32 protein-coding genes are annotated in these 25,079 nt (G+C 56.8%); 27 read left to right on the top strand and 5 right to left on the bottom strand.

What is annotated here, in order from left to right; genetic code table 11:
* Positions 1–5 precede the first annotated feature (5 nt).
* The 18 genes from rplF to EDC30_RS07725 all read left to right on the top strand — a co-directional run bounded on the left by rplF (position 6) and on the right by EDC30_RS07725 (position 11,796).
* A complete protein-coding gene (gene rplF, locus EDC30_RS07810; RefSeq protein WP_132258271.1) occupies positions 6–539 on the top strand; it encodes a 50S ribosomal protein L6 in 534 nt (177 codons plus the stop codon).
* Positions 540–551: 12 nt separating this feature from the next.
* Positions 552–914: a 50S ribosomal protein L18 gene (gene rplR / locus EDC30_RS07805; RefSeq protein ID WP_132258270.1), complete on the top strand. Its 363-nt coding sequence runs from the start codon at positions 552–554 to the stop codon at positions 912–914.
* Between the two features lie 12 nt (positions 915–926).
* On the top strand, positions 927–1,445 hold the full coding sequence (gene rpsE / locus EDC30_RS07800; RefSeq protein ID WP_132258269.1) for a 30S ribosomal protein S5: 519 nt from the start codon (positions 927–929) through the stop codon (positions 1,443–1,445).
* Between the two features lie 10 nt (positions 1,446–1,455).
* Positions 1,456–1,635: a 50S ribosomal protein L30 gene (rpmD, locus tag EDC30_RS07795; RefSeq protein ID WP_132258268.1), complete on the top strand. Its 180-nt coding sequence runs from the start codon at positions 1,456–1,458 to the stop codon at positions 1,633–1,635.
* 27 nt (positions 1,636–1,662) lie between these two features.
* Positions 1,663–2,094: a 50S ribosomal protein L15 gene (rplO, locus tag EDC30_RS07790; RefSeq protein WP_132258267.1), complete on the top strand. Its 432-nt coding sequence runs from the start codon at positions 1,663–1,665 to the stop codon at positions 2,092–2,094.
* 25 nt (positions 2,095–2,119) lie between these two features.
* On the top strand, positions 2,120–3,451 hold the full coding sequence (gene secY, locus EDC30_RS07785; RefSeq protein ID WP_132258266.1) for a preprotein translocase subunit SecY: 1,332 nt from the start codon (positions 2,120–2,122) through the stop codon (positions 3,449–3,451).
* A gap of 24 nt (positions 3,452–3,475) precedes the next feature.
* Positions 3,476–3,694 carry a translation initiation factor IF-1 gene (gene infA, locus EDC30_RS07780; protein ID WP_010812378.1) on the top strand — a complete coding sequence of 73 codons (219 nt, stop codon included), beginning with the start codon at positions 3,476–3,478 and terminating at the stop codon, positions 3,692–3,694.
* A gap of 70 nt (positions 3,695–3,764) precedes the next feature.
* Positions 3,765–3,878 carry a 50S ribosomal protein L36 gene (gene rpmJ / locus EDC30_RS07775; protein WP_014004415.1) on the top strand — a complete coding sequence of 38 codons (114 nt, stop codon included), beginning with the start codon at positions 3,765–3,767 and terminating at the stop codon, positions 3,876–3,878.
* A 27-nt stretch (positions 3,879–3,905) separates the two neighbouring features.
* Complete coding sequence (gene rpsM / locus EDC30_RS07770) at positions 3,906–4,271, top strand: 30S ribosomal protein S13 (protein WP_132258265.1); 366 nt, start codon at positions 3,906–3,908, stop codon at positions 4,269–4,271.
* 34 nt (positions 4,272–4,305) lie between these two features.
* Positions 4,306–4,710 carry a 30S ribosomal protein S11 gene (rpsK, locus tag EDC30_RS07765; protein WP_132258264.1) on the top strand — a complete coding sequence of 135 codons (405 nt, stop codon included), beginning with the start codon at positions 4,306–4,308 and terminating at the stop codon, positions 4,708–4,710.
* Positions 4,711–4,854: 144 nt separating this feature from the next.
* Positions 4,855–5,478, top strand: coding sequence for a 30S ribosomal protein S4 (rpsD, locus tag EDC30_RS07760; protein WP_132258263.1), 624 nt, complete (start codon positions 4,855–4,857; stop codon positions 5,476–5,478).
* Between the two features lie 107 nt (positions 5,479–5,585).
* The gene (locus EDC30_RS07755; protein WP_132258262.1) at positions 5,586–6,563 is read left to right on the top strand and encodes a DNA-directed RNA polymerase subunit alpha; all 978 of its coding nucleotides are present in this window, start codon (positions 5,586–5,588) and stop codon (positions 6,561–6,563) included.
* Between the two features lie 161 nt (positions 6,564–6,724).
* Positions 6,725–7,120, top strand: coding sequence for a 50S ribosomal protein L17 (gene rplQ / locus EDC30_RS07750; RefSeq protein WP_132258261.1), 396 nt, complete (start codon positions 6,725–6,727; stop codon positions 7,118–7,120).
* Positions 7,121–7,234: 114 nt separating this feature from the next.
* Entirely contained in the window at positions 7,235–8,167 is a 933-nt protein-coding gene (locus EDC30_RS07745) for an ATP-binding cassette domain-containing protein (RefSeq protein ID WP_132258260.1), read from the top strand.
* Position 8,168: 1 nt separating this feature from the next.
* Entirely contained in the window at positions 8,169–8,954 is a 786-nt protein-coding gene (locus EDC30_RS07740) for an ABC transporter permease (RefSeq protein ID WP_132258259.1), read from the top strand.
* Positions 8,955–8,982: 28 nt separating this feature from the next.
* Positions 8,983–9,315, top strand: coding sequence for a divalent-cation tolerance protein CutA (cutA, locus tag EDC30_RS07735; protein ID WP_132258258.1), 333 nt, complete (start codon positions 8,983–8,985; stop codon positions 9,313–9,315).
* A complete protein-coding gene (gene dsbD / locus EDC30_RS07730; RefSeq protein ID WP_132258257.1) occupies positions 9,308–11,062 on the top strand; it encodes a protein-disulfide reductase DsbD in 1,755 nt (584 codons plus the stop codon). Before cutA ends, dsbD begins: the two co-directional genes overlap by 8 nt.
* Before the next feature lie 95 nt (positions 11,063–11,157).
* Positions 11,158–11,796 (top strand): peroxiredoxin, encoded by a 639-nt coding sequence (locus EDC30_RS07725; RefSeq protein ID WP_132258256.1) that lies wholly within the window; start codon positions 11,158–11,160, stop codon positions 11,794–11,796.
* Positions 11,797–12,271: 475 nt separating this feature from the next.
* Here the strand turns inward: EDC30_RS07725 and EDC30_RS07720 are convergent, their stop codons facing one another.
* The 3 genes from EDC30_RS07720 to yihA form a co-directional block, all read right to left on the bottom strand.
* The gene (locus tag EDC30_RS07720; RefSeq protein WP_132258255.1) at positions 12,272–13,378 is read right to left on the bottom strand and encodes a magnesium transporter CorA family protein; all 1,107 of its coding nucleotides are present in this window, start codon (positions 13,376–13,378) and stop codon (positions 12,272–12,274) included.
* 31 nt (positions 13,379–13,409) lie between these two features.
* A complete protein-coding gene (gene hemB / locus EDC30_RS07715; RefSeq protein ID WP_132258254.1) occupies positions 13,410–14,423 on the bottom strand; it encodes a porphobilinogen synthase in 1,014 nt (337 codons plus the stop codon).
* Positions 14,424–14,603: 180 nt separating this feature from the next.
* The gene (gene yihA / locus EDC30_RS07710; protein ID WP_132258253.1) at positions 14,604–15,371 is read right to left on the bottom strand and encodes a ribosome biogenesis GTP-binding protein YihA/YsxC; all 768 of its coding nucleotides are present in this window, start codon (positions 15,369–15,371) and stop codon (positions 14,604–14,606) included.
* A 167-nt stretch (positions 15,372–15,538) separates the two neighbouring features.
* Between yihA and EDC30_RS07705 the strand changes: the two genes are divergently transcribed.
* The 8 genes from EDC30_RS07705 (at position 15,539) to EDC30_RS07670 (ending at position 23,107) form a co-directional block, all read left to right on the top strand.
* Positions 15,539–16,189, top strand: a complete 651-nt coding sequence (locus tag EDC30_RS07705) for a c-type cytochrome (RefSeq protein WP_132258252.1) — start codon at positions 15,539–15,541, stop codon at positions 16,187–16,189.
* A 71-nt stretch (positions 16,190–16,260) separates the two neighbouring features.
* Complete coding sequence (locus EDC30_RS07700; RefSeq protein WP_132258251.1) at positions 16,261–18,405, top strand: cytochrome c biogenesis protein ResB; 2,145 nt, start codon at positions 16,261–16,263, stop codon at positions 18,403–18,405.
* Positions 18,406–18,457: 52 nt separating this feature from the next.
* Positions 18,458–19,615, top strand: a complete 1,158-nt coding sequence (gene ccsB / locus EDC30_RS07695) for a c-type cytochrome biogenesis protein CcsB (protein WP_132258250.1) — start codon at positions 18,458–18,460, stop codon at positions 19,613–19,615.
* Positions 19,616–19,715: 100 nt separating this feature from the next.
* Entirely contained in the window at positions 19,716–20,096 is a 381-nt protein-coding gene (locus EDC30_RS07690) for a COG4315 family predicted lipoprotein (RefSeq protein WP_132258249.1), read from the top strand.
* Positions 20,097–20,108: 12 nt separating this feature from the next.
* Positions 20,109–20,624 (top strand): RNA polymerase sigma factor, encoded by a 516-nt coding sequence (locus EDC30_RS07685; protein WP_132258248.1) that lies wholly within the window; start codon positions 20,109–20,111, stop codon positions 20,622–20,624.
* A 1-nt stretch (position 20,625) separates the two neighbouring features.
* A complete protein-coding gene (locus EDC30_RS07680; RefSeq protein WP_132258247.1) occupies positions 20,626–21,387 on the top strand; it encodes an anti-sigma factor family protein in 762 nt (253 codons plus the stop codon).
* A gap of 72 nt (positions 21,388–21,459) precedes the next feature.
* The gene (gene msrP / locus EDC30_RS07675; RefSeq protein WP_132258246.1) at positions 21,460–22,440 is read left to right on the top strand and encodes a protein-methionine-sulfoxide reductase catalytic subunit MsrP; all 981 of its coding nucleotides are present in this window, start codon (positions 21,460–21,462) and stop codon (positions 22,438–22,440) included.
* A 31-nt stretch (positions 22,441–22,471) separates the two neighbouring features.
* Complete coding sequence (locus EDC30_RS07670) at positions 22,472–23,107, top strand: protein-methionine-sulfoxide reductase heme-binding subunit MsrQ (RefSeq protein WP_132258245.1); 636 nt, start codon at positions 22,472–22,474, stop codon at positions 23,105–23,107.
* Positions 23,108–23,158: 51 nt separating this feature from the next.
* Here EDC30_RS07670 and lysA read toward each other — a convergent pair whose 3' ends face one another.
* A complete protein-coding gene (lysA, locus tag EDC30_RS07665; protein ID WP_132258244.1) occupies positions 23,159–24,442 on the bottom strand; it encodes a diaminopimelate decarboxylase in 1,284 nt (427 codons plus the stop codon).
* Positions 24,443–24,452: 10 nt separating this feature from the next.
* A complete protein-coding gene (lptM, locus tag EDC30_RS07660; protein ID WP_243656694.1) occupies positions 24,453–24,662 on the bottom strand; it encodes an LPS translocon maturation chaperone LptM in 210 nt (69 codons plus the stop codon).
* 40 nt (positions 24,663–24,702) lie between these two features.
* On the opposite strand from lptM, the gene cyaY reads away from it, so the two are divergent.
* The gene (gene cyaY, locus EDC30_RS07655; protein WP_132258243.1) at positions 24,703–25,038 is read left to right on the top strand and encodes an iron donor protein CyaY; all 336 of its coding nucleotides are present in this window, start codon (positions 24,703–24,705) and stop codon (positions 25,036–25,038) included.
* Positions 25,039–25,079 lie beyond the last annotated feature (41 nt).

Raw genomic sequence — 25,079 nt, 5'->3', positions numbered from 1 at the left:
ACAGCATGTCTCGTGTAGGTAAAATGCCGATCGCACTGCCGCAAGGCGCCGAAGTCGCCATCAACGCAGAGCAGATCTCCGTAAAAGGTCCGTTGGGCACTCTGACTCAGTCTTTGAATGGCTTGGTCAAGATTCAAAACAACAACGGCACTCTGAATTTCGAACCGGCTGATGAAAGCCGCGAAGCTAACGCCATGTCGGGTACGCTGCGTGCTCTGGTCAACAACATGGTGACCGGCGTGACCAAGGGTTTCGAGCGTAAGCTGAACCTGGTCGGCGTGGGCTTCCGTGCTCAAGCGCAAGGCGACAAGTTGAACCTGTCGCTGGGCTTCTCGCATCCGGTGGTGCATCAGATGCCGGCTGGCGTGAAGGTCGAAACGCCGAGCCAGACCGAAATCCTGATCAAAGGCGTGGACAAGCAGAAGGTCGGTCAGACGGCCGCTGAAGTGCGCGCTTACCGCAGCCCCGAGCCTTACAAGGGCAAGGGCGTCCGTTACTCGGACGAAGTGGTGATCATCAAAGAAACCAAGAAGAAGTAATAGGGGCTGATGATGGACAAGAAACAATCACGTCTGCGTCGCGCAACGCAAACCCGCGCCAAGATCGCAGAGCTCAAGGTGAACCGCCTGGCAGTGCACCGTACCAACTTGCATATCTATGCAAGCATCATCGGTCCGGACGCAAAAGTGCTGGCTTCGGCCTCGACGCTGGAAGCGGAAGTTCGTCAGCAACTGGCTGGCCAGTCCGGTGCAGGTGGCAACACTGCCGCTGCTGCTTTGGTTGGCAAGCGCGTTGCCGAGAAGGCTTTGAAAGCCGGTATCGAGCAAGTTGCTTTCGACCGCTCCGGTTTCCGTTATCACGGCCGTATCAAGGCAGTTGCTGAAGCTGCCCGTGAAGCCGGTCTGAAGTTCTAAGGAAGAATCGTCATGGCAAAGATGCAAGCAAAAACGCAAAGCGACAAGCCCGATGACGGCATGCGCGAAAAAATGATTGCGGTTAACCGCGTCACCAAAGTGGTGAAGGGCGGCCGTATCATGGGTTTCGCAGCACTGGTCGTGGTTGGTGACGGCGATGGCCGCATCGGCATGGGCAAGGGCAAATCGAAGGAAGTGCCGGTCGCAGTGCAGAAGGCAATGGAAGAAGCTCGTCGCAAGATGATCAAGGTCAGCTTGAAGAACGGCACGCTGCAGCACACCGTAAACGGCAAGCATGGCGCATCGTCAGTGATGATTGCGCCCGCCAAGGATGGTACCGGTGTGATCGCCGGCGGTCCGATGCGCGCGATTTTCGAAGTCATGGGCGTGACCAACGTGGTCGCCAAGTCCAATGGCTCGACCAATCCGTACAACATGGTCCGCGCTACCCTGAATGGCTTGGCCAAGATGAGCACGCCTTCGGAGATTGCAGCCAAGCGCGGCAAGTCTGTCGAAGAAATTCTGGGTTAAGGTGATCGACATGGCAAATACCGTAAAAGTGAAACTGGTTAAGGGCTTGATCGGCACTCGTCAAGACCACCGCGCCACCGTGCGTGGTCTGGGCCTGCGTCGCGTGAATTCCGTTTCGGAACTGCAGGATACTCCTGCTGTGCGCGGCATGATCAACAAGGTTTCGTATCTCGTGAAAGTGATCTCGTAAGCCTGGCGCTTATGAGTGGAGCAAACCATGGAATTGAATAACATTCAACCGGCAGCCGGCGCCAAGCACACGAAGCGTCGCGTCGGTCGCGGTATCGGTTCGGGCCTGGGCAAGACTGCCGGCCGCGGCCACAAAGGTCAGAAGTCGCGTTCGGGCGGTTTCCACAAAGTCGGCTTCGAAGGCGGTCAAATGCCGCTGCAGCGCCGTCTGCCGAAGCGTGGCTTCAAGTCGTTGGCTAAGCCGTTCAAGGCTGAGGTTCGTCTGGGCGACCTGAACAACCTGCCTGTTGCCGAAGTGGACATCCTGTCCCTGAAGCAGGCTGGCCTGGTAGGCGAACTGGCGCGTTCGGTTCGTGTCATCCTGGCTGGTGAAATCAGCAAGAAAATCACCCTGAAGGGCGTGACCGCAACCAAGGGTGCCAAGGCTGCGATCGAAGCCGCTGGTGGCTCCATTGCGTAAAGCATCGGCTAACCGGGAGTAAGAATTGGCTACTGCTCCTCAAAACGCCAAGCGCTCGGTGAGCGGTTTCCCGTGGGCCCGTTTGTGGTTCCTGCTGGGCGCATTGGTGGTATATCGTATCGGTGCACATATTCCGGTACCGGGGATCGATCCGACTCAGCTGGCGCAACTATTTAAACAGAACCAGGGTGGTATTCTGGGCATGTTTAATATGTTCTCAGGCGGTGCCTTGTCTCGCTTTACGATCTTCGCATTAGGGATCATGCCGTACATTTCGGCGTCGATCATTATGCAGCTGTTGACGGTGGTATCGCCGCAGCTCGAAGCATTGAAAAAAGAGGGCGAGTCGGGCCGTCGCAAGATCACGCAGTACACGCGCTACGGCACGTTGTTGCTGGCGATGTTCCAGGCGTTCGGCATAGCGGTTGCGTTGGAGTCGCAAGCTGGCCTGGTGCTGGATCCGGGGCCTGCGTTCCGTATGACGGCTGTGGTAACCCTGGTGACGGGCACCATGTTCCTGATGTGGCTGGGCGAGCAAATTACCGAGCGTGGTTTGGGTAACGGCATTTCGATCATCATTTTTGCCGGTATCGCAGCAGGTTTGCCAAGCGCATTGGGTGGTTTATTCGAACTGGTACGTACCGGTTCCATGAATGCCTTGTCGGCCATCGTGATTTGCATACTGGCGGCGGCGGTAACTTACCTGGTGGTGTTCATTGAACGCGGTCAGCGCAAGATCCTCGTCAATTATGCAAAGCGGCAGGTAGGCAACAAGATTTACGGTGGTCAGAGCAGTCATTTGCCATTGAAATTAAACATGGCAGGCGTGATTCCTCCGATTTTTGCATCGTCGATCATCCTGTTTCCGGCAACGATCACAAGCTGGTTTACTTCGGGTGACACTACCAATTCGGTTGTGCGCTTCCTGAAGGATCTGGCAGCGTCGCTGGCGCCAGGCGAGCCGATCCATGCCTTGTTGTACGCCATTGCAATCGTGTTTTTCTGCTTTTTCTATACCGCGCTGGTCTTTAACAGCAAGGAAACTGCAGACAACTTGAAGAAAAGCGGTGCCTTTGTTCCAGGAATTCGTCCGGGTGAACAGACTGCGCGTTATATCGACAAGATTCTCACGCGTCTGACCCTGGTTGGTGCGGTGTACATCACGCTGGTGTGCCTGATGCCGGAATTCCTGATCGCGAAATGGCAAGTGCCGTTCTACTTCGGTGGTACGTCACTGCTGATTATCGTGGTGGTAACCATGGATTTCATGGCCCAGGTACAGAACTACGTGATGTCGCAGCAATATGAATCGCTGCTGCGCAAGGCTAATTTCAAGGGTGGCCTGCCGATGCGTTAAGCGGCAGGAGAATGAGCTAAACGCATGGCAAAAGACGACGTAATTCAGATGCAGGGCGAGGTTCTGGAGAACCTCCCGAATGCAACGTTCAGGGTCAAGCTGGAAAACGGTCATGTCGTACTTGGCCATATCTCCGGAAAGATGCGGATGAATTACATCCGTATCCTGCCCGGCGATAAGGTAACGGTGGAATTGACGCCGTATGACTTGAGTCGTGCACGTATCGTATTCCGCACCAAGTAATGATTGATTGGGGCAGGTTGGTAAACTTCCGTCCCGCGATGTTTTAGAAAATGAAAGAAAGAGGGCAAAAATGAAAGTGCTCGCATCCGTCAAGCGGATCTGCCGCAACTGCAAAATCATCAAGCGCAAAGGCGTCGTTCGTGTCATCTGCACTGAACCGCGTCACAAGCAGCGCCAGGGTTAATTAACGTTATTGATCGAGGAATAACGAATGGCACGTATCGCAGGGGTCAATATCCCCAACCATCAGCACACCGTAATCGGCCTGACCGCCATCTATGGTATTGGTCGTCCCCGCGCAGAAGACATCTGCGTAAAGACCGGTGTCCCGACCAACAAGAAGGTCAAGGACCTGGATGACAACGAGCTGGAAAAGCTGCGCGATGAAATCGGCAAGTTCGTGGTCGAAGGCGATCTGCGCCGTGAGTTGTCCATGAACATCAAGCGTTTGATGGACTTGGGTTGCTACCGCGGCCTGCGTCATCGCAAAGGCTTGCCATGCCGCGGTCAACGTACTCGCACCAATGCTCGTACCCGTAAGGGCCCGCGCAAGGCAGCGCAATCGCTGAAGAAATAATCCAGGCAGCTAGTCGGATTCAAGGAAAAACATCATGGCAAAAGCACCAAGCAGCGCCGCAGCAGCCCGCGCGCGCAAGAAAGTCAAAAAGAACGTTGCTGAAGGCATCGCGCATATCCACGCTTCCTTCAACAATACCATCATCACGATCACCGACCGTCAGGGCAATGCTCTGTCGTGGGCGACCTCCGGTGGCGCTGGCTTCAAGGGTTCGCGTAAGTCGACCCCGTTCGCAGCTCAGGTTGCAGCTGAAGCGGCTGGCCGTGTTGCTCAAGAAAGCGGCATCAAGAATCTGGAAGTGCGTATCAAAGGGCCGGGTCCGGGTCGCGAATCCGCAGTTCGCGCGCTGAACAACCTGGGTATCAAGATCACCCAGATCCAGGACGTGACGCCGGTTCCGCACAACGGTTGCCGTCCGCCGAAGCGTCGCCGCATTTAAGCTATAATTTGCGGTTTGCAGTAAATTGCCCGCTGGCTAGTCTAGCGGGTTTTGTCTTAAGCCCACTGTTTGATTGCTGGTCAGTCAAACTAGCGCCTGGCCTGCCGAGGCTCGGGGCGTCATTGATAAACAAAGGAAAATACCGTGGCACGTTATATCGGACCTAAAGCTAAACTCTCCCGCCGTGAAGGCACTGACCTTTTCCTGAAGAGCGCCCGCCGCTCGCTGGATTCCAAGTGCAAGCTTGATTCGAAGCCTGGCCAGCATGGCCGTACTTCGGGTGCTCGTACCTCAGACTATGGTAACCAGCTCCGTGAAAAGCAAAAGGTCAAGCGCATTTACGGCATCCTGGAGCGCCAGTTCCGCCGATACTTCGCTGAAGCCGAGCGCCGCAAGGGCAACACCGGTGAAACGCTGCTGAAGCTGCTCGAATCCCGTCTGGACAACGTTGCCTACCGCATGGGCTTCGGTTCGACCCGCGCTGAAGCACGCCAGCTGGTCAGCCACAAGGCATTCACCGTGAACGGCACCGTCGTCAACATCGCTTCCTATCAAGTGAAGGCAGGCGACGTGGTTGCTGTGCGTGAAAAAGCCAAGAAGCAAGCTCGTATTCTGGAAGCGCTGTCGCTGGCTGAGCAAGTCGGCATGCCGTCGTGGGTGACGGTCGATTCCAAGAAGATGGAAGGCACCTTCAAGTCTGCTCCGGACCGCAGCGAAATCGCCGCTGACGTCAATGAATCGCTGATCGTCGAATTGTATTCGCGTTAATCTCGTCTCTCTGCCCGTTGGCCCGTATCGGGCCTGCGGGCATTTTTTGTAATGCCATCAGCCTTATCGGTGTAACGAGCCGAGGGTATTGAAAAGGACATTCTTCCATGCAAAATAGTTTGTTGAAACCCCGTATTATCGAAGTCGAGGCCCTCGGCCCCGGCCATGCCAAGGTCGTCATGGAGCCGTTCGAGCGCGGCTATGGCCACACGCTCGGCAATGCGCTTCGTCGCGTGCTGCTGTCGTCGATGGTTGGCTACGCGCCGACCGAAGTGACGATCGCTGGCGTCGTGCATGAATATTCGTCGCTGGACGGCGTGCAGGAAGATGTCGTCGACCTGTTGCTGAACCTGAAGGGCGTGGTGTTCAAGCTGCATAACCGCGATGAAGTCACGCTGACCCTGAAGAAGGAAAGCGAAGGTCCGGTATTGGCGTCGGATATCGACCTGCCGCATGACGTTGAACTGGTGAACCCGGATCACGTGATCGCGCACCTGACTGCCGGCGGCAAGTTGGACATGCAGATCAAGGTCGAAAAAGGCCGTGGTTACCTGCCTGGTAACGTGCGTCGCCTGTCGGAAGATGCGAACAAGACCATCGGTCGTATCATCCTGGACGCTTCGTTCTCGCCGGTTCGCCGCGTGTCGTATGCGGTTGAATCCGCCCGCGTGGAACAGCGTACCGACCTGGACAAGCTGGTCATCAATATCGAAACCAATGGCGTCATCTCGCCGGAAGAAGCGATCCGCCAGTCGGCTCGCGTGCTGGTCGATCAATTGAATGTCTTCGCCGCGCTGGAAGGCACCGAAGCCGCTGCGGAAGCACCGTCGCGTGCTCCGTCGGTTGATCCGATCCTGCTGCGTCCGGTCGACGATCTGGAACTGACCGTCCGTTCGGCGAACTGCCTGAAGGCCGAAAATATTTACTACATTGGCGACCTGATCCAGCGTAGCGAAAATGAATTGCTGAAGACCCCGAACTTGGGCCGCAAATCCCTGAATGAAATCAAGGAAGTGCTGGCGTCGCGTGGTCTGACTCTCGGCATGAAGCTCGAAAACTGGCCGCCGGCTGGTCTCGAGAAGTAATGAATTGGCCGGAGTTGCATTGCGTGGCTCCGGTTCGTTTCTGTCGTACCGCTTTCTTCGTCGTCGGGAAAGCAATCTTTGATTCACACCGGCCCGCGGCATAGCCTTGTAGTTAGCCGATAGAAGAGCTGGACTTAAACTCACAACTGAAAGGAAATACCATGCGTCACCGTCACGGCCTCCGTAAACTTAACCGCACGTCCTCGCACCGTCTGGCCATGCTGCGCAACATGACCGTTTCCCTGCTGCGTCATGAAGCCATCAAGACCACTCTGCCGAAAGCCAAGGAATTGCGCCGCGTTGTCGAGCCGATCCTCACCCTGGGCAAGACTGATTCGCTGGCAAACAAGCGTCTGGCTTTCAACCGTCTGCGCGACCGTGAAATCGTCGTCAAACTGTTTGCTGAATTGGGCCCGCGTTACGCTAACCGCAACGGCGGTTACCTGCGTATCCTGAAAATGGGTTTCCGCCAAGGCGACAATGCACCGATGGCATTCATCGAGCTCGTCGATCGTCCGGAAACCACCGAAGCTGTCGAAGATACCAGCGCTGAATAATCAGACTGATTCCTTCTACAGTAGTGAAAAAAGCCAGGCATTGCCTGGCTTTTGTTTTTTCAGCATGCTGCCATCTGTGGCAATATAGTGGCGATTGTTGTAAACATACTATTCATGACTGAAGCCGCTATTCTTTCTGTCGATAATCTGTACAAGTCCTATGGCACGGACGATGCCCGGATTGGCGTCGTCAATGGTTTGTCCTTCTCGTTACGGCCAGGGGAATGCTATGGTTTACTGGGGCCGAACGGTGCAGGCAAGACCACGACCTTGCGTCTTTGCCTTGGTTTGACTGCGCCCGATAAGGGAACGGTGACGTTGGTCGGCCGCGCCGTGCCTGAAGATGCGCGCCAGGCACGGCAGCGTGTCGGTGTGGTACCGCAAGGCGATAATCTGGATCCGGATTTTACGGTTGCGGAAAACCTGCTCGTCTATGGGCGCTACTTCGGCTTGGATGACGCGACTATCAAGGCGCGCATTCCGGCGCTATTGGAATTTTCCAACCTCAGCAACAAGGCCAACGCCCGGATCGCCGAACTTTCCGGCGGCATGAAGCGGCGGCTGACGCTGGCGCGCGCGCTGGTCAATGATCCGGACCTGATATTCATGGACGAGCCTACCACCGGACTCGATCCGCAAGCCCGTCACATGATCTGGGACCGGCTCAAAACCCTGCTTTCCGAAGGCAAGACAATTCTGCTGACGACGCACTTCATGGACGAGGCGGAGCGGCTGTGCAACCGGCTCGCAGTGATCGACCATGGCAAACTGATTGCCGAAGGCGAGCCACGCGAGCTGATTGCCCATCACATCGAAGCTGAGGTGGTCGAGATATTCGGAGACAATGCGGTGGCGTGGGCCGAAAGGGAAGGGCGCGGCAAGTCGGCACGACTGGAAATCAGCGGCGAGACAGTCTTCTGTTACACCAACGATGCGCAGCCTATACTCGAGAGCTTGCACGGCGTGCAAGGCATACGATATATGCACAGGCCTGCCAACCTGGAAGACTTGTTCCTGAAGCTCACTGGTCGTGAAATGCGAGACTAGCATGGCAAACCACGTATACCGATTCCCGCAATTTTCGCTGCGCTTCGCGCCGATCTGGCGCCGCAATTTCCTGGTATGGAAAAAGCTGGCCAAAGCCAGCGTGCTCGGCAACGTCGCCGACCCCCTGATCACGCTGATCGCGTTCGGCTACGGGCTTGGCAGCCTGTTGAAAAGCATCGATGGCATCCCATATATCCATTACCTGGCTTCTGGTTCCATCTGCATGTCGATCATGATGGCGGCCTCGTTCGAGGCGCTTTATTCGGCGTTTTCGCGCATGCATGTGCAGAAGACCTGGGAAGCATTGCTGAACGCGCCGCTGTCGCTCGATGACGTCCTGCTCGCCGAAGCCTTATGGGCGGCAACCAAGTCGCTATTCTCCGGCATCGCCATTCTGTTGGTGATGTTCGCACTGGGAATAGGCTTGCATCCGGCAACCATACTGGTGCTGCCGTTATTGTTCCTGACCGGTTTGTGCTTTGCCGCGATCGGACTGGTGATCAATGCACTGGCGCGCAACTATGATTTTTTCACCTATTACTTCACGCTGGTGCTCACGCCCATGATTTTCCTGTCGGGGGTATACTACCCGGTCGCCCAGTTGCCGCACTGGCTGGAACAGTTGTCGCAATTTTTGCCGCTGCGCGCTACGGTCGAGTTGGTGCGCCCCATAATTCTTGGCGGATGGCCAGATCGCGTTGCATTCAACCTCGCGATTATCCTGATTTATAGTGTCGGCGCGTTTTATCTCGCGACGATCCTTACCCGCCGCCGTTTGCTGACTTGATGCCGCGCTAGCGGCCATGGAAATGACGATGAAATCCGTGCTGCTGGTAATGACCAATATGCCAGACGAAGCCAGTGCAGAAAACCTGGCCCGCATTCTGGTAGATAACCGCCTTGCGGCTTGCGTCAATTGCCTGCCGGGCGTGCAATCCATCTATCGCTGGAAAGGCGCGGTCGAGCAGGCGACCGAAACCGCTCTCCTGATCAAGACCATCGCTGGCCGCTATTCCGAACTGGAAGCGGCAATTCGCCAGCATCATCCCTACGAAGTGCCGGAAATTATCGCCATACCGCCAAGCACAGGGTGGACGCCTTACTTGTCGTGGATTGTCGAAGAAACAGAAAAGGATATCGATGTCTGAGCGAGTGCCCTTGTCCTTCGCGGCGCTGCTGCGGGTATTGCTGATTGCGATGACCATGCTGACGGCAGGTGCGGCGCACGCAGATGACGAATATCTGCCGCCGGAGCAGGCATTCAAATTTTCCGCGCGCATGGCAGACCGGCAGACTGTCGAAGTGCAATTTGCCATTGCGCCGGGTTACTACATGTACCGCGAACGATTCGAGTTCAAGGCGGAAAACGCGTCATTGCAGACACCGCAGCTCCCCGAGGGCAAAGTCAAATTCGACGAGACATTCCAGAAAAATGTCGAAACCTATCGTGAGGTAGTCAGGGTCATCGTGCCCGTGGAAGCCAGCGGTGCTTTCACGTTGAAGGTAACTAGCCAGGGCTGCGCCGACAAGGGGCTTTGCTACGCGCCGATGGAATCAGTCGCGGAATTGACACCGACTGCCGGATTGCAGCCGACGGGCGCCACGTTATCCAACGCTCCAGCACCGGCAACGGAAATGGGCAGGATCGAGGCGGCTCTCAAGAGTGGCAAGCTGCTGGCGATCGTGCCGCTATTCCTGGTGCTGGGGCTCGGGTTGGCATTTACGCCATGTGTCTTGCCCATGGTGCCGATCCTGTCGTCGATCATTGTCGGCGAAGGAGCGCAAACGACCCGCAAGCGTGCTTTTTTACTGTCTGTCGTCTATTCCCTTGGCATGGCGCTGATCTATACCGCTCTGGGGGTCGCTGCGGGTTTGATCGGCGAAGGGCTGGCAGCGGCATTGCAAAAGCCTGCCATCCTGATTGCCTTTGCCTTGTTGATGGCAGCCTTCTCGCTCGCCATGTTCGATGTCTACCAAATGCAAATGCCGGCTTTCATTCAAGCTAGGCTGGTACAGGCTTCGGAACGCCAAGCGGCTGGCAAGTTGGCGGGAGTATTCGTCATGGGAGCGCTTTCCGCCTTGATCGTCGGTCCTTGCGTGGCGGCGCCGCTGGCGGGCGCGTTGATTTACATTAGCCAGACGCGCGATGTGCTGGTCGGTGGCAGCGCCCTGTTTGCGATGGCGGTCGGAATGAGCATTCCTTTGCTGCTTGTCGGCGTTTCTGCGGGTACCTTGCTGCCGCGTGCCGGCGCGTGGATGGTAGAAGTCAAACGCTTTTTCGGCGTACTGATGCTGGCAATGGCTTTGTGGATGGTGTCGTCGTTACTGCCGGCACAAATGCAAATGCTGGGATGGGCCTTGCTGGCTGGCGGCTATGGCGCCTACCTGCTTTGGAGTCGGCGTGCGGGTTGGGCGGCTAAAGCATGCGGGCTGCTGTTCGGCGTGCTTGGCGCCGTGCAGCTGACCGGTGCTGCCACCGGAGCCAGCGATCCGCTCGCGCCGCTGGCAAAACTGCGCGGTAATGAAGCCGTCCATGTCGAATTCCGACGCGTCAAATCGCTTGCCGAACTCGACGCTGCTCTGAAACAGGCACAGGGCAAAACAGTCATGTTCGATTTCTACGCCGACTGGTGCGTCTCCTGCAAGGAGATGGAAAAGTTCACCTTTACCGATCCGCGGGTGCAAGAGCAGCTGGAAAAAATGGTGTTGCTGCAGGCGGATGTGACTGCCAATAACGACGATGACAAGGCGCTGCTGAAGCGCTTCAGGCTCTTCGGGCCGCCGGGCATTATTTTCTTTGACCGCGAAGGGCGGGAAATTCCCGGCGGACGGGTCATCGGTTTCCAGAATGCAGAGCGATTCCATACCTTTCTTGAACAGGTCAATAGAATATAGCAAATTGTAATTTGCTAAGTTGATAAATGTCGTTGGCTAGTCGTGTTCGCGCCGTTATATTGTTGCTGCACAAATAACCGTATAAGGAGCGCGACATGAGTTTGCATCTAGGCGATATTGCACCTGATTTTGAGCAGGATTCCTCCATCGGCAGGATCAAGTTCCATGAGTGGGCTGGCGACTCCTGGGTGGTGCTGTTTTCCCATCCGGCCGATTTCACCCCGGTTTGCACGACCGAACTCGGTCTGACAGCCAAACTCAAGGATGAATTTGCCAAGCGCAATGTCAAGGCCATTGCCTTGTCGGTCGACCCGGCAGAGAAGCACAAGGACTGGATCAAGGATATCGAAGAAACCCAGAACACCGTGGTGGGATTTCCGATTATTGCCGACGCCGATAGAACGGTTTCGACGCTGTACGATATGATCCATCCGAATCAATCGGAAACGGCGACGGTACGTTCTCTTTTCGTTATCGATCCGAAGAAGAAAATCCGCCTGACGATCACTTATCCGATGAGCACCGGGCGCAACTTCGATGAAGTGCTGCGCGTGATCGATGCCTTGCAGTTAACCGACAACTATACCGTTGCAACGCCGGGTAACTGGCGAGATGGCGACGATGTCATCATTCCGTTGACCGTGCAGGACGAAGCCGTGATCAAACAAAAGTATCCGAAAGGGTATACCGCGCCGCGTCCTTACCTACGCCTGACGCCGCAGCCAAACAAGTAAATCGCTTTGCTATACCACGCCCGGGAAACCGGGCGTTTTTTATTGTGCTGGCCATTTGCACAAGGCGGGCTGCGATTCAAATCACATTGAACAGCCACAAGAGCAGCAAGCTCAACAATACCGAGACGATGATTGAACCTAGGCAGCCAAGTTTGTTGGAAAAGAATAGGAACATGTTTGGATTCCAAAAGAATGAAGGCCGTCGCGCGAACCTGTTGCTGCATAATGCTCCGATGGCTGCTCCTCTGGCATGGGCGAAGGCCAGGCGGCGACCATGTGTCGGGCCGGGCAAGAAAACTAAGGCGGCCTTCCGAGAGATTACCTGTCATCAAGGTGCCAATGGATTGCGCCTCGTCAGAGGCCGGGTGAATTTCAGCTCAGCTGTGTTCCGGAGCGTTTGCACTCAAGCCGTTCACCGGCGTGCCGGTCGCAAGGCGACGCAATGGCCGGGACGTTAGACAGGGAGTAAGGGTTGCTAATTATCGGTGTTGCGGTCTTCGAGGAAGCGCTTGCGTCGAAAGAACAGCAAGGCGATGACAACCGTAACGCCCATTAGTCCCATCGTGATCCAGAAGCCATCGCGGTCTTTCAAGAGCGGCATGTCGATGAAATTCATCCCGAAGATGCCGGTAATGAGCGTCAGGGGCATGAACAGCGCAGTCAATACCGTCAAGGTGCGCATGATCTCGCTGGTGCGATGCGCCATGGCCGAGAAATGGATTTGCACCGCCGATTCAATCGAGGCCTCGAGCCGGCGCGCATGATTCAATACCCGCGTCACATGTTCCATCACATCGTTGATCCGCACCAGGAGCAAATCCCTGATGCGGCTATTGTCGCTGTCGTGCCAGGTATCGATGAAGTGGTCGCGGAGCTCCTGCAGCGCATCGTGCTGTTCTTCGCATAACAGGTCGAGCTTGCGCAATTCGATGCGCGCGTCGAGCAGGGCGATCCAGTCGTTGAAAGGGCGGCGGGGACTGAGCAGCGCGCGCTGCCAGCGATCGATCTGCGTGGTGAGGGGCTGGCGCAGCTCGAGGTATTGGTCGACCAACGCGTTCAGCAGCCGCAGCATCAATTCGCGCGGAGACGAGGCAGGGCGACTGCCATGGCTGCTGCCGTTTTTAGGCTGATAGTCCAGCAGGCGCTTGCGGGCTTGCTCGATGGTGCGGCTGGGCCCGCCATGTACCGTCACCAGCGCACGATCCATCAGCAGGAACGTCACGGGCTGGGTGGCGAGCTTGGTCAAGGCAGGCGGAATCTTGCGCCGGCTTTCGGTTTCTGACAACGCTGTGCTGTCGCCATCGGCTTCCCTGGCCAGCGCCAGTTTGCGAAAGACGAGTAGCTCGTAGTCTTGCGTCGAATCGAAGTAGGAGGGATGCTTCAGATTGAGCGCATCGCTGACATGCAGGTCGTGCAGCTGGACGCCAGTAAAGCGTTCAACGGTCGAGCGCCACGCTGCCACATCGGCTGCCACTTCCTCATGGGTGGCATCAATCCAGAGGAAGCCATCTTCCGGCAGATTGCCGGAAGCGCCTTCGCTGAGGCGCTCTACCGGCCGTTCACTGATGAAGAGAATATCCATGAGAAAGCGCTGGCGGCAAGTCGGCGATGGATCAGCGGGCTTTCAGCAAGCGTGCAATGTCGCGGGCAAAATAAGTCAGCACGCCATCCGCGCCGGCGCGCTTGAAGCACAGGATCGCTTCCATCATCGCCTTGTCGTGATCGAGCCAGCCGTTTTGCGCGGCGGCCTTGATCATGGCGTATTCACCGCTGACCTGATACGCAAAGGTCGGCACGCGGAATTCATCCTTGACGCGGCGAACGATATCCAGGTACGGCATGCCTGGCTTGACCATCACCATGTCGGCGCCTTCGGTCAGGTCGAGCGCGACTTCGCGCAAGGCTTCATCGCTATTGGCCGGGTCCATCTGATAAGTGGACTTGTTGCCTTTGCCCAGATTGGCCGCCGAGCCGACCGCATCGCGGAATGGACCATAGTAGGCCGAGGCATACTTGGCCGAATAGGCCATGATGCGGGTATAGATATGCTGGCGTTCTTCGAGCGCAATGCGGATGGCGCCGATGCGGCCATCCATCATGTCGGATGGCGCGACGATATCCACGCCAGCGTCGGCTTGTGTGAGCGCCTGGCGGACCAGCAGCTCGCGGGTTTCATCGTTCAGGACATAGCCAGTCTCGTCGAGCACGCCATCCTGGCCATGGCTGGTATAGGGGTCGAGCGCGACGTCGGTGAGAATGCCTAGTTCCGGGAAACGTGCCTTCAGTTCGCGCACGGCGCGCGGCACCAGGCCTTCGGGATTGACGGCTTCGATGCCGTCCGGCGTTTTTAGGGCCGTATCGATTACCGGAAACAGGGCCAGGACCGGGATGCCGAGCTTGACGCATTCTTCCGCCACCGGCAGCAACTGATCGACCGACAGGCGTTCGACTCCGGGCATCGAGGTAACGGCTTGGCGCTGATTTTGGCCTTCGAGAATGAATACCGGGTAAATCAGGTCCGCTGGCGTAACGGTGTTTTCGCGCATCATGTCGCGAGAAAAGGCATCGCGGCGCATGCGGCGCATGCGAATGGCAGGAAATGCGGAAATATGGGAAGTAGTAGGCATGGTGTATCGGGAAAAGATTTCTAAAAAATTCTAAATAATCTGGAAGATAGATGAAACTTTTAGCAAATATCAGACTCTGAGTTACAGGTGATTCGTTCACCTCCCGCTTCTCCTCCCTGAGCGGGGCCTATCGTGGCAAAAGCGATAAGGCGTTCATGCCCTGAAGATACTCCCCTTTCTTCAGGGCTTTTTTTTGTCCTCATCATCTGTATCTGTATCGTCAATGCTTGCATCAGGCGAGGCCAATTCGGCTTCGGCCGATTGAATCTCCTTGGCATCGGTATTTTCATGCAGGCCCAGCAAATCCAGGATGCGTTCCTCGGCTTCTTCAAGGCCTTGCCGCTTCAAGGCGGAAAAGAGCTGGACAGTAAACGGAAACGGGTTGCCATCTTCATCGACGTAACTTGCCAAGAGCGTGCGCGCCTGGCGCAGGGCATTGGTTTGCTCGTTGCGATTGAGTTTGTCCGCCTTCGAAAGAATGCAATGGACGGGCTTGCCGGTCGGCGCAAACCATTCCAGCATTTGTAGATCCAGGTCGGTGAAGGGGCGTCGGGCATCGACAATCAAGACCAGGGCGCATAATTGTTCGCGCCGCTGGACATAGTCGCCGAGCAGCTTTTGCCAGTGCAGCTTGGCAGTGCCGGATACTTCGGCATAGCCATAGCCGGGCAAGTCGACCAGCAGGGCGCGGATTTCCTCGACCCGGGTGGCATCCTTGCGGTGCTGGCCGACATGGGCGCCGCCGATGGAAAAATAATTAATGTGCTGCGTGCGACCAGGGGTCTTGGAAGCAAAAGCCAGCCTTTTCTGGTTGCACAGGGTGTTGATCGCCGTGGATTTGCCGGCATTGGAGCGGCCAGCGAAGGCGATTTCCGGGACTTCCGTCCGGGGAAGGTCGCGCAAGTGGTTCACTGTGGTGAAAAAACGGGCTTGCCAGAGTAGGGACATAGAGTGGGCAGAAAATACAGTGAAACAGCGGAAATGCCGAAAAGCTATTGTACAATATGAGGTTGCGTTAATTACGTTGCAAAACCTAGCCGACTGCGGAATTATCAGGGCACGGCAAAACGCCGTCATGCGGCCAAAATATTAATATTAAGTCTCAGGGTGTTTGAATGAAATTCTCTCCATTTTTGAAATCCTTGTGCGTTGGTTTGCTGGCCGTGTCCTCCATGGCGATTGCTGAAGAATCTCCTGTCAAAAAAGCTGATCCGGCACGCGGCGAGGCTATTTACTCGAGCGGCGATGCGGCGCGCAACATCACGGCTTGCGTGGCTTGCCACGGCGCTGCCGGTAATTCGACCATTACCCAGAATCCGAAGCTGGCCAGCCAGCACGAAGCTTATCTGGCTAAGCAACTGCACGATTTCAAGGGGCCCCAGCGCAATAATCCCGTCATGACGACCATCGCCAAGGCGCTGAACGACGACGATATCCGCAATATCTCGGCGTACCTGAGCCAGCAGGCACAGAAGCCGGGCGCTGCCAAGAACAAGGATACCGTTGAGCTTGGCAAGAAGATTTACCGCGGCGGTATCGCTGAAAAAAATGTGCCGGCTTGCGCAGGTTGCCACAGCCCGACCGGTGCCGGCATCCCGGCCCAATTCGCCCGTCTGGCTGGCCAACACCAGGATTATACTGCCGCACAGCTGACCAGTTTCCGTACTGGCGCACGTAACAATAGCGCGCAAATGAGCACCATTGCCAAACGCTTGTCGGATCAGGAAATCCAGGCGGTGGCCGATTACGTGGCAGGTCTGAAATAATAAGCCGTAGTGAAATAACTGGTTGAAGGGGGGGTGGCATCAGCCACCCCTTTTGCTTTTTTGTAGAGAAAATGGAAACAACGACTTCCGGACTACAGCTCAATACGAGGCGCCGCTGGCTGGCCGATGCGGTTGAACTGCTGTCGTCCATGCGCTTTGCGATCTGCCTGCTGGCGATGATCGCGATTGCATCCGTCATTGGCACGGTGCTCAAGCAAAACGAGCCAATGAATAATTACGTCAACCAGTTCGGGCCGTTCTGGTTTGAAGTCTTCAACAAGCTTGGCCTGTACAACGTGTACTCGGTCTGGTGGTTCCTGTTGATCATGGCCTTCCTGGTAGTGTCGACTTCGCTTTGCATCGTGCGCAATGCGCCCAAGATGCTGAAGGATGTACGCAGCTGGCGCGAGAATGTGCGGGAGCAATCGCTGCGCAATTTTCACCACAAGGCGGAGTGGCAAGCATCCATGCCGGCGGCAGATTTCATCCGCTATGCCGTCGCAAGGCTGCATGCCGCCGGCTATCGAACCAAGGTTGTCAGTAAGGGCGAGGCAGGCGATGCCGCGCTGGTCACGGCGAAGCGGGGCGGCGCCAGCAAATGGGGATACATTTTCGCCCATAGCGCCATCGTGATCATTTGCCTGGGCGGCTTGCTCGATTCGGATTTGCCGATTCGTTTTCAGGAAAAGATGTATGGCAAGACCCCGTTTGAGGGGAGTGGCATCATTGCCCAGATCCCTGCGGAACATCGTCTTGGCGAAGGCAATCCCAGTTTCCGCGGCAATACCTTCATTCCCGAAGGATCCAGCAGCAATACCGCCATCCTGCAGCGCAGCAAAGGCGTCCTGATCCAGGAGCTCCCCTTCACGATTCAGCTCGACAAGTTCGTCATCGAACATTATTCGACCGGCATGCCCAAGCTGTTTGCCAGCCATGTCACCGTGATCGACCATGACACCGGCAAGCGGTTTGCTACGGTAATCAAGGTGAATCAGCCGTTGATCCATAAGGGCATGGCGGTGTATCAATCCAGCTTCGATGACGGCGGCAGCAAGCTCAAGCTGGTGGGCTATCCGATGAGTGGCAACGCCAGCACGACTTTCGCGATTGCCGGCGAAGTGGGCGGTTCGACTCCGCTGGAGAAAGGGCACGCTGGCGACTATACGGTGGAATGGTCGGGTTTCAGGCCATTTAATGTCGAGAACATGGCCAATAATGGCCAGGATGTGCGCGCCGTGAATGCCGGCCAATCCTTCAATGAGCGGTTTTCCACCAGCCTGAACAAGCAGTTCGGATCGGCTGCCAAGGGCGCCGACAGCAAGGTATTCAAGAATATCGGCCCGAGCGTACAGTACAAGCTGCGCGACAAGACCGGCCAGGCCCGTGAGTTCCATAATTACATGTTGCCGGTCGAGACGGAAGCGGGGGAGGTATTCCTTGCCGGCGTGAGGGACTCGCCCAGCGAAGGCTTCCGTTATCTGCGCATTCCCGCCGATGACAACGGTTCGGTGGACGAGTGGATGCGCTTGCGTGCGGCGCTCATGAATCCGGACTTGCGTGCCGAAGCTGCGCGCCGCTATGCCGAGCGCGCCCTGACAGGCAGCGATGCCGCCACCGCAAGCCTGCGTGAACAATTACGGGCGTCGGCACTGCGTGGCCTAGGCATCTTCGCCGGTGCCGAGCAGGATGCCGGTTATATCGCCGTGTCGCGCTTTTTGCAGAAGGTGCCGGCCGCTCAGCAGGAAAAGGCGGCAGAGATCTTCATGAAAATCCTGAACGGCACCTTGTGGGATTTGTGGCAGGCGGCGCGCGCCAAGGATGGTTTGAAGCCGGCGGAGGGAAATGAAAAGCATGCGCAGTTCATGCAGGTTGCCGCCAACGCACTGGCGGATTCTTTTGCTTACGGTGCTCCTGTGTACCTGCAGCTGAAGGATTTCACCGAAGTGAAAGCGTCCGTATTACAAGTCACCCGTTCGCCAGGGAAAAATATTGTCTATCTGGGTTGCCTGTTGCTGGTGCTCGGTATCTTTGCCATGCTGTACATACGTGAACGCCGCGTCTGGATATGGGTAAAATCCGGGGAACCAAGTAACGCGCACGCGCTCATGGCGATGAATGCCCAGCGTAAGACTCTGGATTTCGACAAGGAATTCACGACGTTGACCCAACAGTTGAAGCAAAGCGGTGCTGGCGCGCCGGAGAAACCAGTAAACTAGTTTGCCAAACATAGCCAAGCTGCCTGCGGGCCGACGGTATGAGGAAAATATAATGGAACTGACTCAACAATCTGCTCAGGCTTATACACCGGAACCTGGCTTTTTCAAGCGCCTGTCGCTAGTTGACTGGTTGTATGCTGCGGCATTAATGGCGGGCATGCTGTTTGCGCTGCAGCGCTTCAATGCCTACATGGATTACTACGAGCAAGGTATCCTGGTACTGTCGGCGCCGACCTTTATCTGGCTTGGCTGGCACTGGAAACCGGTTCGCTGGGTCATGGCCTTGCTGGCATTGCTGAGCCTTGCTGCAATCAGCATGTACGGCGGCGTGGTGGAAGCGGCCAACCAGAAATTCTTCCTCAAGTATTTATTGTCGAGCCAGTCGGCGATATTGTGGATGAGTATGTTGTTCTTTCTGTCCAACTTGTTTTATTGGGGCGGCTTGCTGAGCCGTTCCGAAACAGGCAACTCGCTCGGCAGCAAGCTGTGCTGGGCCGCAGTTGTGATGGGCTTTACCGGCATGCTGGTGCGCTGGTATGAATCCTATCTGCTGGGTTCCGATGTTGGCCATATTCCGGTATCCAATCTTTATGAAGTGTTTGTGCTGTTCTGCATGCTGACGGCCTTGTTTTACCTGTATTACGAAGACCATTACCGCACGCGCCAGTTGGGCGCATTCGTGTTGATGATTATTTCCGCGGCAGTCGGCTTTCTGCTCTGGTATTCGGTCAGTCGTGATGCAGCGCAGATTCAGCCGCTGGTGCCGGCGTTGCAAAGCTGGTGGATGAAGATCCATGTGCCGGCCAACTTCATCGGCTATGGCACGTTTGCCCTGGCGGCGATGGTTTCGGTTGCTTACTTGTTGAAATCGAAGGGCGTGCTGGCTGACCGGCTGCCTTCCCTGGAATTGCTCGACGATGTGATGTACAAGGCCATCGCGGTCGGATTCGCCTTCTTTACCATCGCCACGATCCTGGGCGCCCTGTGGGCCGCGGAAGCCTGGGGCGGTTACTGGTCCTGGGACCCGAAGGAAACCTGGGCATTGATCGTATGGCTGAACTATGCGGCGTGGCTGCATATGCGGCTCATGAAAGGCTTGCGCGGCCAGGTTGCCGCTTGGTGGGCGCTGGTCGGTTTGCTGGTGACGACCTTTGCCTTCCTTGGTGTAAATATGTTCCTGTCGGGCCTCCATTCCTACGGCGAGCTGTAAAAAAATTTTAAGGCGAATGGAATAATTCGACAGTCCGGGTTGTTTACCTCGGGTGCGGCGCTCTCTGTCGCATCCGATCAACCTTTTAAGCGAGGACTTCATGAAATCCATTTCCGCCATTTTTCCGGCAACGCTGGCTGTACTGCTGGCTGCCTGCGCCTCGATGGCGGGCGCGCAGGCTCCGGTCAAGACCAGCGATGGCGTATTGATCAACCAGGCTGGCATGACGCTCTACACTTTTGACCGCGACAGCGGCGGCAAGAGTGCCTGCAACGGTCCCTGCGCAACCAACTGGCCGCCGCTGACGGCACAGGCCGATGCCAAATCGTCGGGTGATTACACGATCGTCACGCGCGACGATGGCACGAAGCAATGGGCGTACAAGGGCAAGCCGCTCTATACCTGGACCAAGGACCAAAAGCCGGGCGACAAGACGGGTGACGGTTTCCTGAATAACCAATGGCATGTCGCCAAGCCTTAAGCGTCGCGCGCCGTGCCGGACTTTTCCCAGGAATTGGCATTGCAGATCCCGCGCCTGCGGCGCTACGCGCGGGCTTTGACACACAATGCCGCCTGGGCGGATGATCTGGTCCAGGATACGCTGGAGCGGGCGCTGCGGCGCCGCTGGCTTTTCCGGCTACAGGGCAACCTGACGTCCTGGCTGATGACGATCCTGTATCGCCTCTATCTCAACGATTTGGCACGTAACCGCCGTCAGCAGGAAGAGCCAACTACGCCACGCATGCCTGAGCCGGGCAATGCAGCGGATGAGGGGACGTTGCTCGACATGCAGCGGGCATTGGCCAGCCTGTCGCCCGACCATCGCGCTGTCATCGTGCTGGTGGGACTGGAGCAGGTCAGTTATCAGGAAGCCGCAGGGATCCTGGGAGTGCCGATTGGCACTGTCATGTCGCGGCTGACGCGGGCACGCAGCCAGTTGCGCGCGATTCTATCCGGGCAGGCGGATTCAAGTATTGCCAAGCCCACGCATTTAAGCAGAGTAAAGTGAAATGACGGCACCGATCGGGGAAAGGGATTTGCACGCCTATGTCGATGGCCAGCTCGATGCCGACAGGCGCGCGCAGGTCGAAGGTTATCTGGCTAGCCAGCCGCAGGCGCAGGAACAGGAACAGGTGCACCAATGGCGCGAGCAAAACCAGGCGATGCATCGCCTTTACGACGGCATCATGAATGAAGCCATTCCCATGCGATTGACAGCAGCGTTGAAGCCGCAGCCCATGTTAAGAGCGCTGGCCGCTGGCATCGTTTGCATGGCTTGCGGCTTGATTGCCGGATGGTTTGCCCATGGTTATCTCGCCCCACCCACCGTGACAGCCGGCGCGGCGGCGTTTGCCAAGGATGCGTTGGCGGCCCATGTCTTGTTTGTCGCGGAAAAGCGTCATCCGGTCGAAGTCAGCGCCGAGCAGCAGGCACATTTGCTGACCTGGCTTTCCAAGCGGCTCGACGCGCCGATTCGCGCTCCCGACTTGCAGCAGCAGGGATTCACCTTGCTTGGCGGACGCTTGCTGCCGAGCGGCGAAGGCCCCTTGGCGCAATTGATGTATGAATCGGCGACGGGCGAACGCTTGACGCTGACGGTCAAGCATGCGGGACGTACGCATCCGGGAACCGGTTTTCAGCTCATGGAAAAAGGCGGCAATACCGTGTTCTACTGGATTGACCAAAACTATGGCTATGCCTTGTCGGGAGGTATCACCAAGGCGCGCATGCTGGAAGTCGCCCAAGCCGTTCATGCAAGGCTGCAATCGTAAAACAAGATGTAAGGTTTGTACCGGGATAATCGACTATTCTGCATAGATAGCCAGACCTTGATGGAGCATCCCATGTTATTCAAGCAGAATCCCAATGGAATCGACCGGCCTTTTGCTTCGGAAATTACGCTGCGCGAGGTATTCGAATCGCGTCGTCAATTCATCCAGCGTATGGCGCTGGGGTCGATTGCAGGCGGCGCGTTACTGGAAATGCTCGGGCGCGAGGCATTTGCCCAGTCCGCCACGGCGCAGAAGCTGCCGGCGACAAGGAATGCCGCGTACGTGGTCATGGATAAGCCGACAGCCTACAAGGATGCCACGACGTACAATAATTTTTATGAGTTCGGCACGGACAAGACCGATCCTTCCCGCTATGGCGGCTCCTTGAAAACCACTCCCTGGACTGTGGCGATCGAGGGCGAAGTCAAGAAGCCCCAAGTCATGGATATCGATAGCCTGCGCAAGCTGGCGCCGCTGGAAGAACGCATCTATCGCCTGCGTTGCGTTGAAGGCTGGTCCATGGTGATTCCCTGGATCGGGTATTCGCTCTCGGCATTAATCAAAAAAGTCGAGCCGACGGGGAATGCCAAGTACATCGAATTCATCTCCTTGGCAGACAAGCGCCAGATGCCGGGTATCGGCAGCCCCGTGCTGGACTGGCCGTACACGGAAGGCTTGCGCCTGGATGAAGCGATGCATCCGCTGACATTGCTCACGTTGGGCATGTATGGCGAAGTCTTGCCTAACCAAAATGGCGCGCCGGTGCGGGTCGTGGTGCCGTGGAAGTACGGTTTTAAATCCGCCAAGTCGATCGTCAAAATCCGCTTTACCCGCGACGAGCCCAAGACTGCCTGGAATCTTGCGGCGCCGCGCGAGTATGGCTTTTATTCGAATGTGAATCCAGACGTGGATCACCCGCGCTGGTCGCAGGCGAGCGAGCGGCGTATCGGTGAAGACAGCTTCTTTACCCGCAAGCGCAAAACCCTGATGTTCAATGGTTATAGTGAAGTCGCATCGCTGTATACCGGCATGGATTTGCGCAAGTTTTTCTGAGACGGATTGACTGAAGACGATAGGGGCGCTTATGTTTCAGCCGGGATCGACGCAGCTGCGGGCAATTAAGATTGCCGTGTTTCTTGCGGCGCTCATGCCGCTGGCGCGCCTGATATGGTTTGGGTTCACCGACCGACTGGGCGCCAATCCGATTGAATTCATCACGCGCAGCACCGGCGACTGGACCTTGTATTTTCTCTGCCTGACGTTGGCCATTACGCCCTTGCGCCGGCTGCTGCAAATGCCGTGGCTGATCAAATTGCGGCGCATGCTGGGACTATTTTGTTTTTTTTATGCCGTTCTGCATTTCACGACCTTCCTGTGGTTCGATCACTTCTTCGACCTAGAGGAAATGTGGCGCGATGTGTTGAAGCGGCCGTTTATCGCAGTCGGCTTTACCGCTTTCATCTTGTTGATTCCGCTGGCGCTAACCAGCACGAATGCCATGGTTCGACGCCTCGGAGGCAAGAGTTGGCAGCGGCTGCACCGCCTGATCTACTTGATCGCGCCGCTGGGCATTTTGCATTTCTGGTGGATGAAGGCGGGGAAAAACGATTTTGCCGAACCCATCTTGTTCGGCGTGATCATCGCCATTTTGCTCGGCCTGAGGCTGTACTGGCGCTTCATGAAAAACGGGGCGCAGCCCTTGCGAACTGCGCCCCGTTGATCGGCCCTGCCAGTTTATTCAGTGCCGGCGGTAGTGGGTGATTGCTACGCTTTAAGCCAGCAGCTTTTCCTGTGCAAATAATTGTTCCGGCAATTCGCGTGGACGCACCAGATGCATTTCGCTGCCATCGACAATGACTTCGGCAGCCCGGCCACGCGTATTGTAGTTGGATGACATCGTCATGCCGTAAGCACCGGCCGAGAGAATCGCCAGCAAGTCGCCTTGCTCGATGTTCAGCGAACGCGAGCGTGCCAGCCAATCGCCGGATTCGCACACGGGACCGACCACGTCATACGTGTTGGGACTGCCTTCGCGCTGGCGCACGGCTTGCACGCCATGCCAGGCTTCATACATCGCCGGGCGCATCAAGTCATTCATGGCGGCATCGACGATGGCGAAATTCTTTGTCTCGCCATGCTTCAAATACTGCACTTCGGTCAGCAGGATGCCGGCATTGCCGACGATCGAGCGTCCCGGCTCGAACAAGACCGTGATCGGTGCATTGCCATGACGCGCCGCGCGCCAGCCATCGATGCGGGTGAACAGGCGGCCAAGGTAATCGCCGACTGCCACCGGCTTGTCCTGGTCATAGACGATGCCGATACCGCCGCCGATATCGAGGTGGTGAATCGCAATGCCTTCGTCGGTCAGCGTATCCACCAGTTCGATCAGCTTGTCGAGCGCTTCCAGGAGCGGGGCGTCATCCAGCAATTGCGAGCCGATGTGGCAATCGATCCCGGTGACGTGGATGTGCGCCAGCTTGGCGGCAGTGCGGTAGATGTCAAGCGCTTCCTCGAACGCCACGCCGAATTTGTTTTCCTTCAGGCCGGTAGAGATATAAGGATGCGTCTTGGGATCGACGTTAGGATTGACGCGCAGCGAAATCGGCGCGCGCTTGCCAAGTTCTCCCGCCACTTCATTCAAGCGATGCAGTTCGGCCACCGATTCGACATTGAAGCACAGGATGTCATGCGACAGCGCCAGGCGCATTTCATCGCGCGACTTGCCAACGCCCGAAAAAATCACCTTGCGCGGATCGCCGCCCGCCGCCAGCACGCGCAGCAATTCGCCGCCGGAGACAATGTCGAAGCCCGAGCCTTGACGCGCCAGCAGGTTCAGTACCGCCAGGTTGGAGTTCGATTTCACCGAATAGCACACCAGCGCCGTCTTGTCGTCGCGGCCATGCTTTTTGCAGGCATTCGCATACGCGGCATAATTTTCCAGCAGCGCTGCCTTGGAATAGACATAGGTCGGAGTGCCGAAACGCTGGGCGATTTCAGTCAGGGGCAGATTTTCGGCGCAAAGCACGCCATTGCGGTAAGCAAAATGCGACATGGCAATTCAGTTAGCGGGTAGTGGTCGAAGGGACGGATACGGTGGTTGTCGTTGTGACGGTCGTCGTTGTGGTCGGCACGTTGACCGGTGCAGGCGTTGCCGCTGCCGGTTTGCTGGGCAGGAACAGTGGTCCCTTTTGCCCGCAAGCAGCGAGCAGGCAGAGCAGGGCGGCAAGCGAAGCATAAAGTGCGCGGCGCGGCGAAATAAAATTGGGCTTCACGATTACAATCACGGTTTATCGAAATGCACTGGAGTGTAGCATGACCGAAACGGAATTCCTGGATCTGGCCGAAACCACCCTGAACGGCATTGAACGCGCGCTGGAACACGCCGCTGATGCCGCCGACCTGGATGTCGAATGCAGCCGGGCCGGCAATGTGCTGGAAGTCGAGCTGGTCGAGACCGGCAGCAAAATCATCATTAACAGCCAGGCGCCGATGCAGGAAATCTGGGTGGCCGCGCGCTCCGGCGGCTTCCATTACAAACGCAGCGGAGAGCGCTGGGTGGATACGCGTAGCGGCGACGAATTGTTCACGGCCCTCGAGCGCTTGGTGGGCGAGCAGGCCGGTCGCCCGATCCGCCTCGATGCCGCCTGATCAAAGGATCGCATAAGCCAGACGGCATGAGTCAGTAGCTT

It is taken from the genome of Paucimonas lemoignei (assembly GCF_004342585.1).
GTDB lineage: Bacteria > Pseudomonadota > Gammaproteobacteria > Burkholderiales > Burkholderiaceae_D > Paucimonas > Paucimonas lemoignei.
This window is presented reverse-complemented; position numbering and strand designations above follow the sequence as displayed.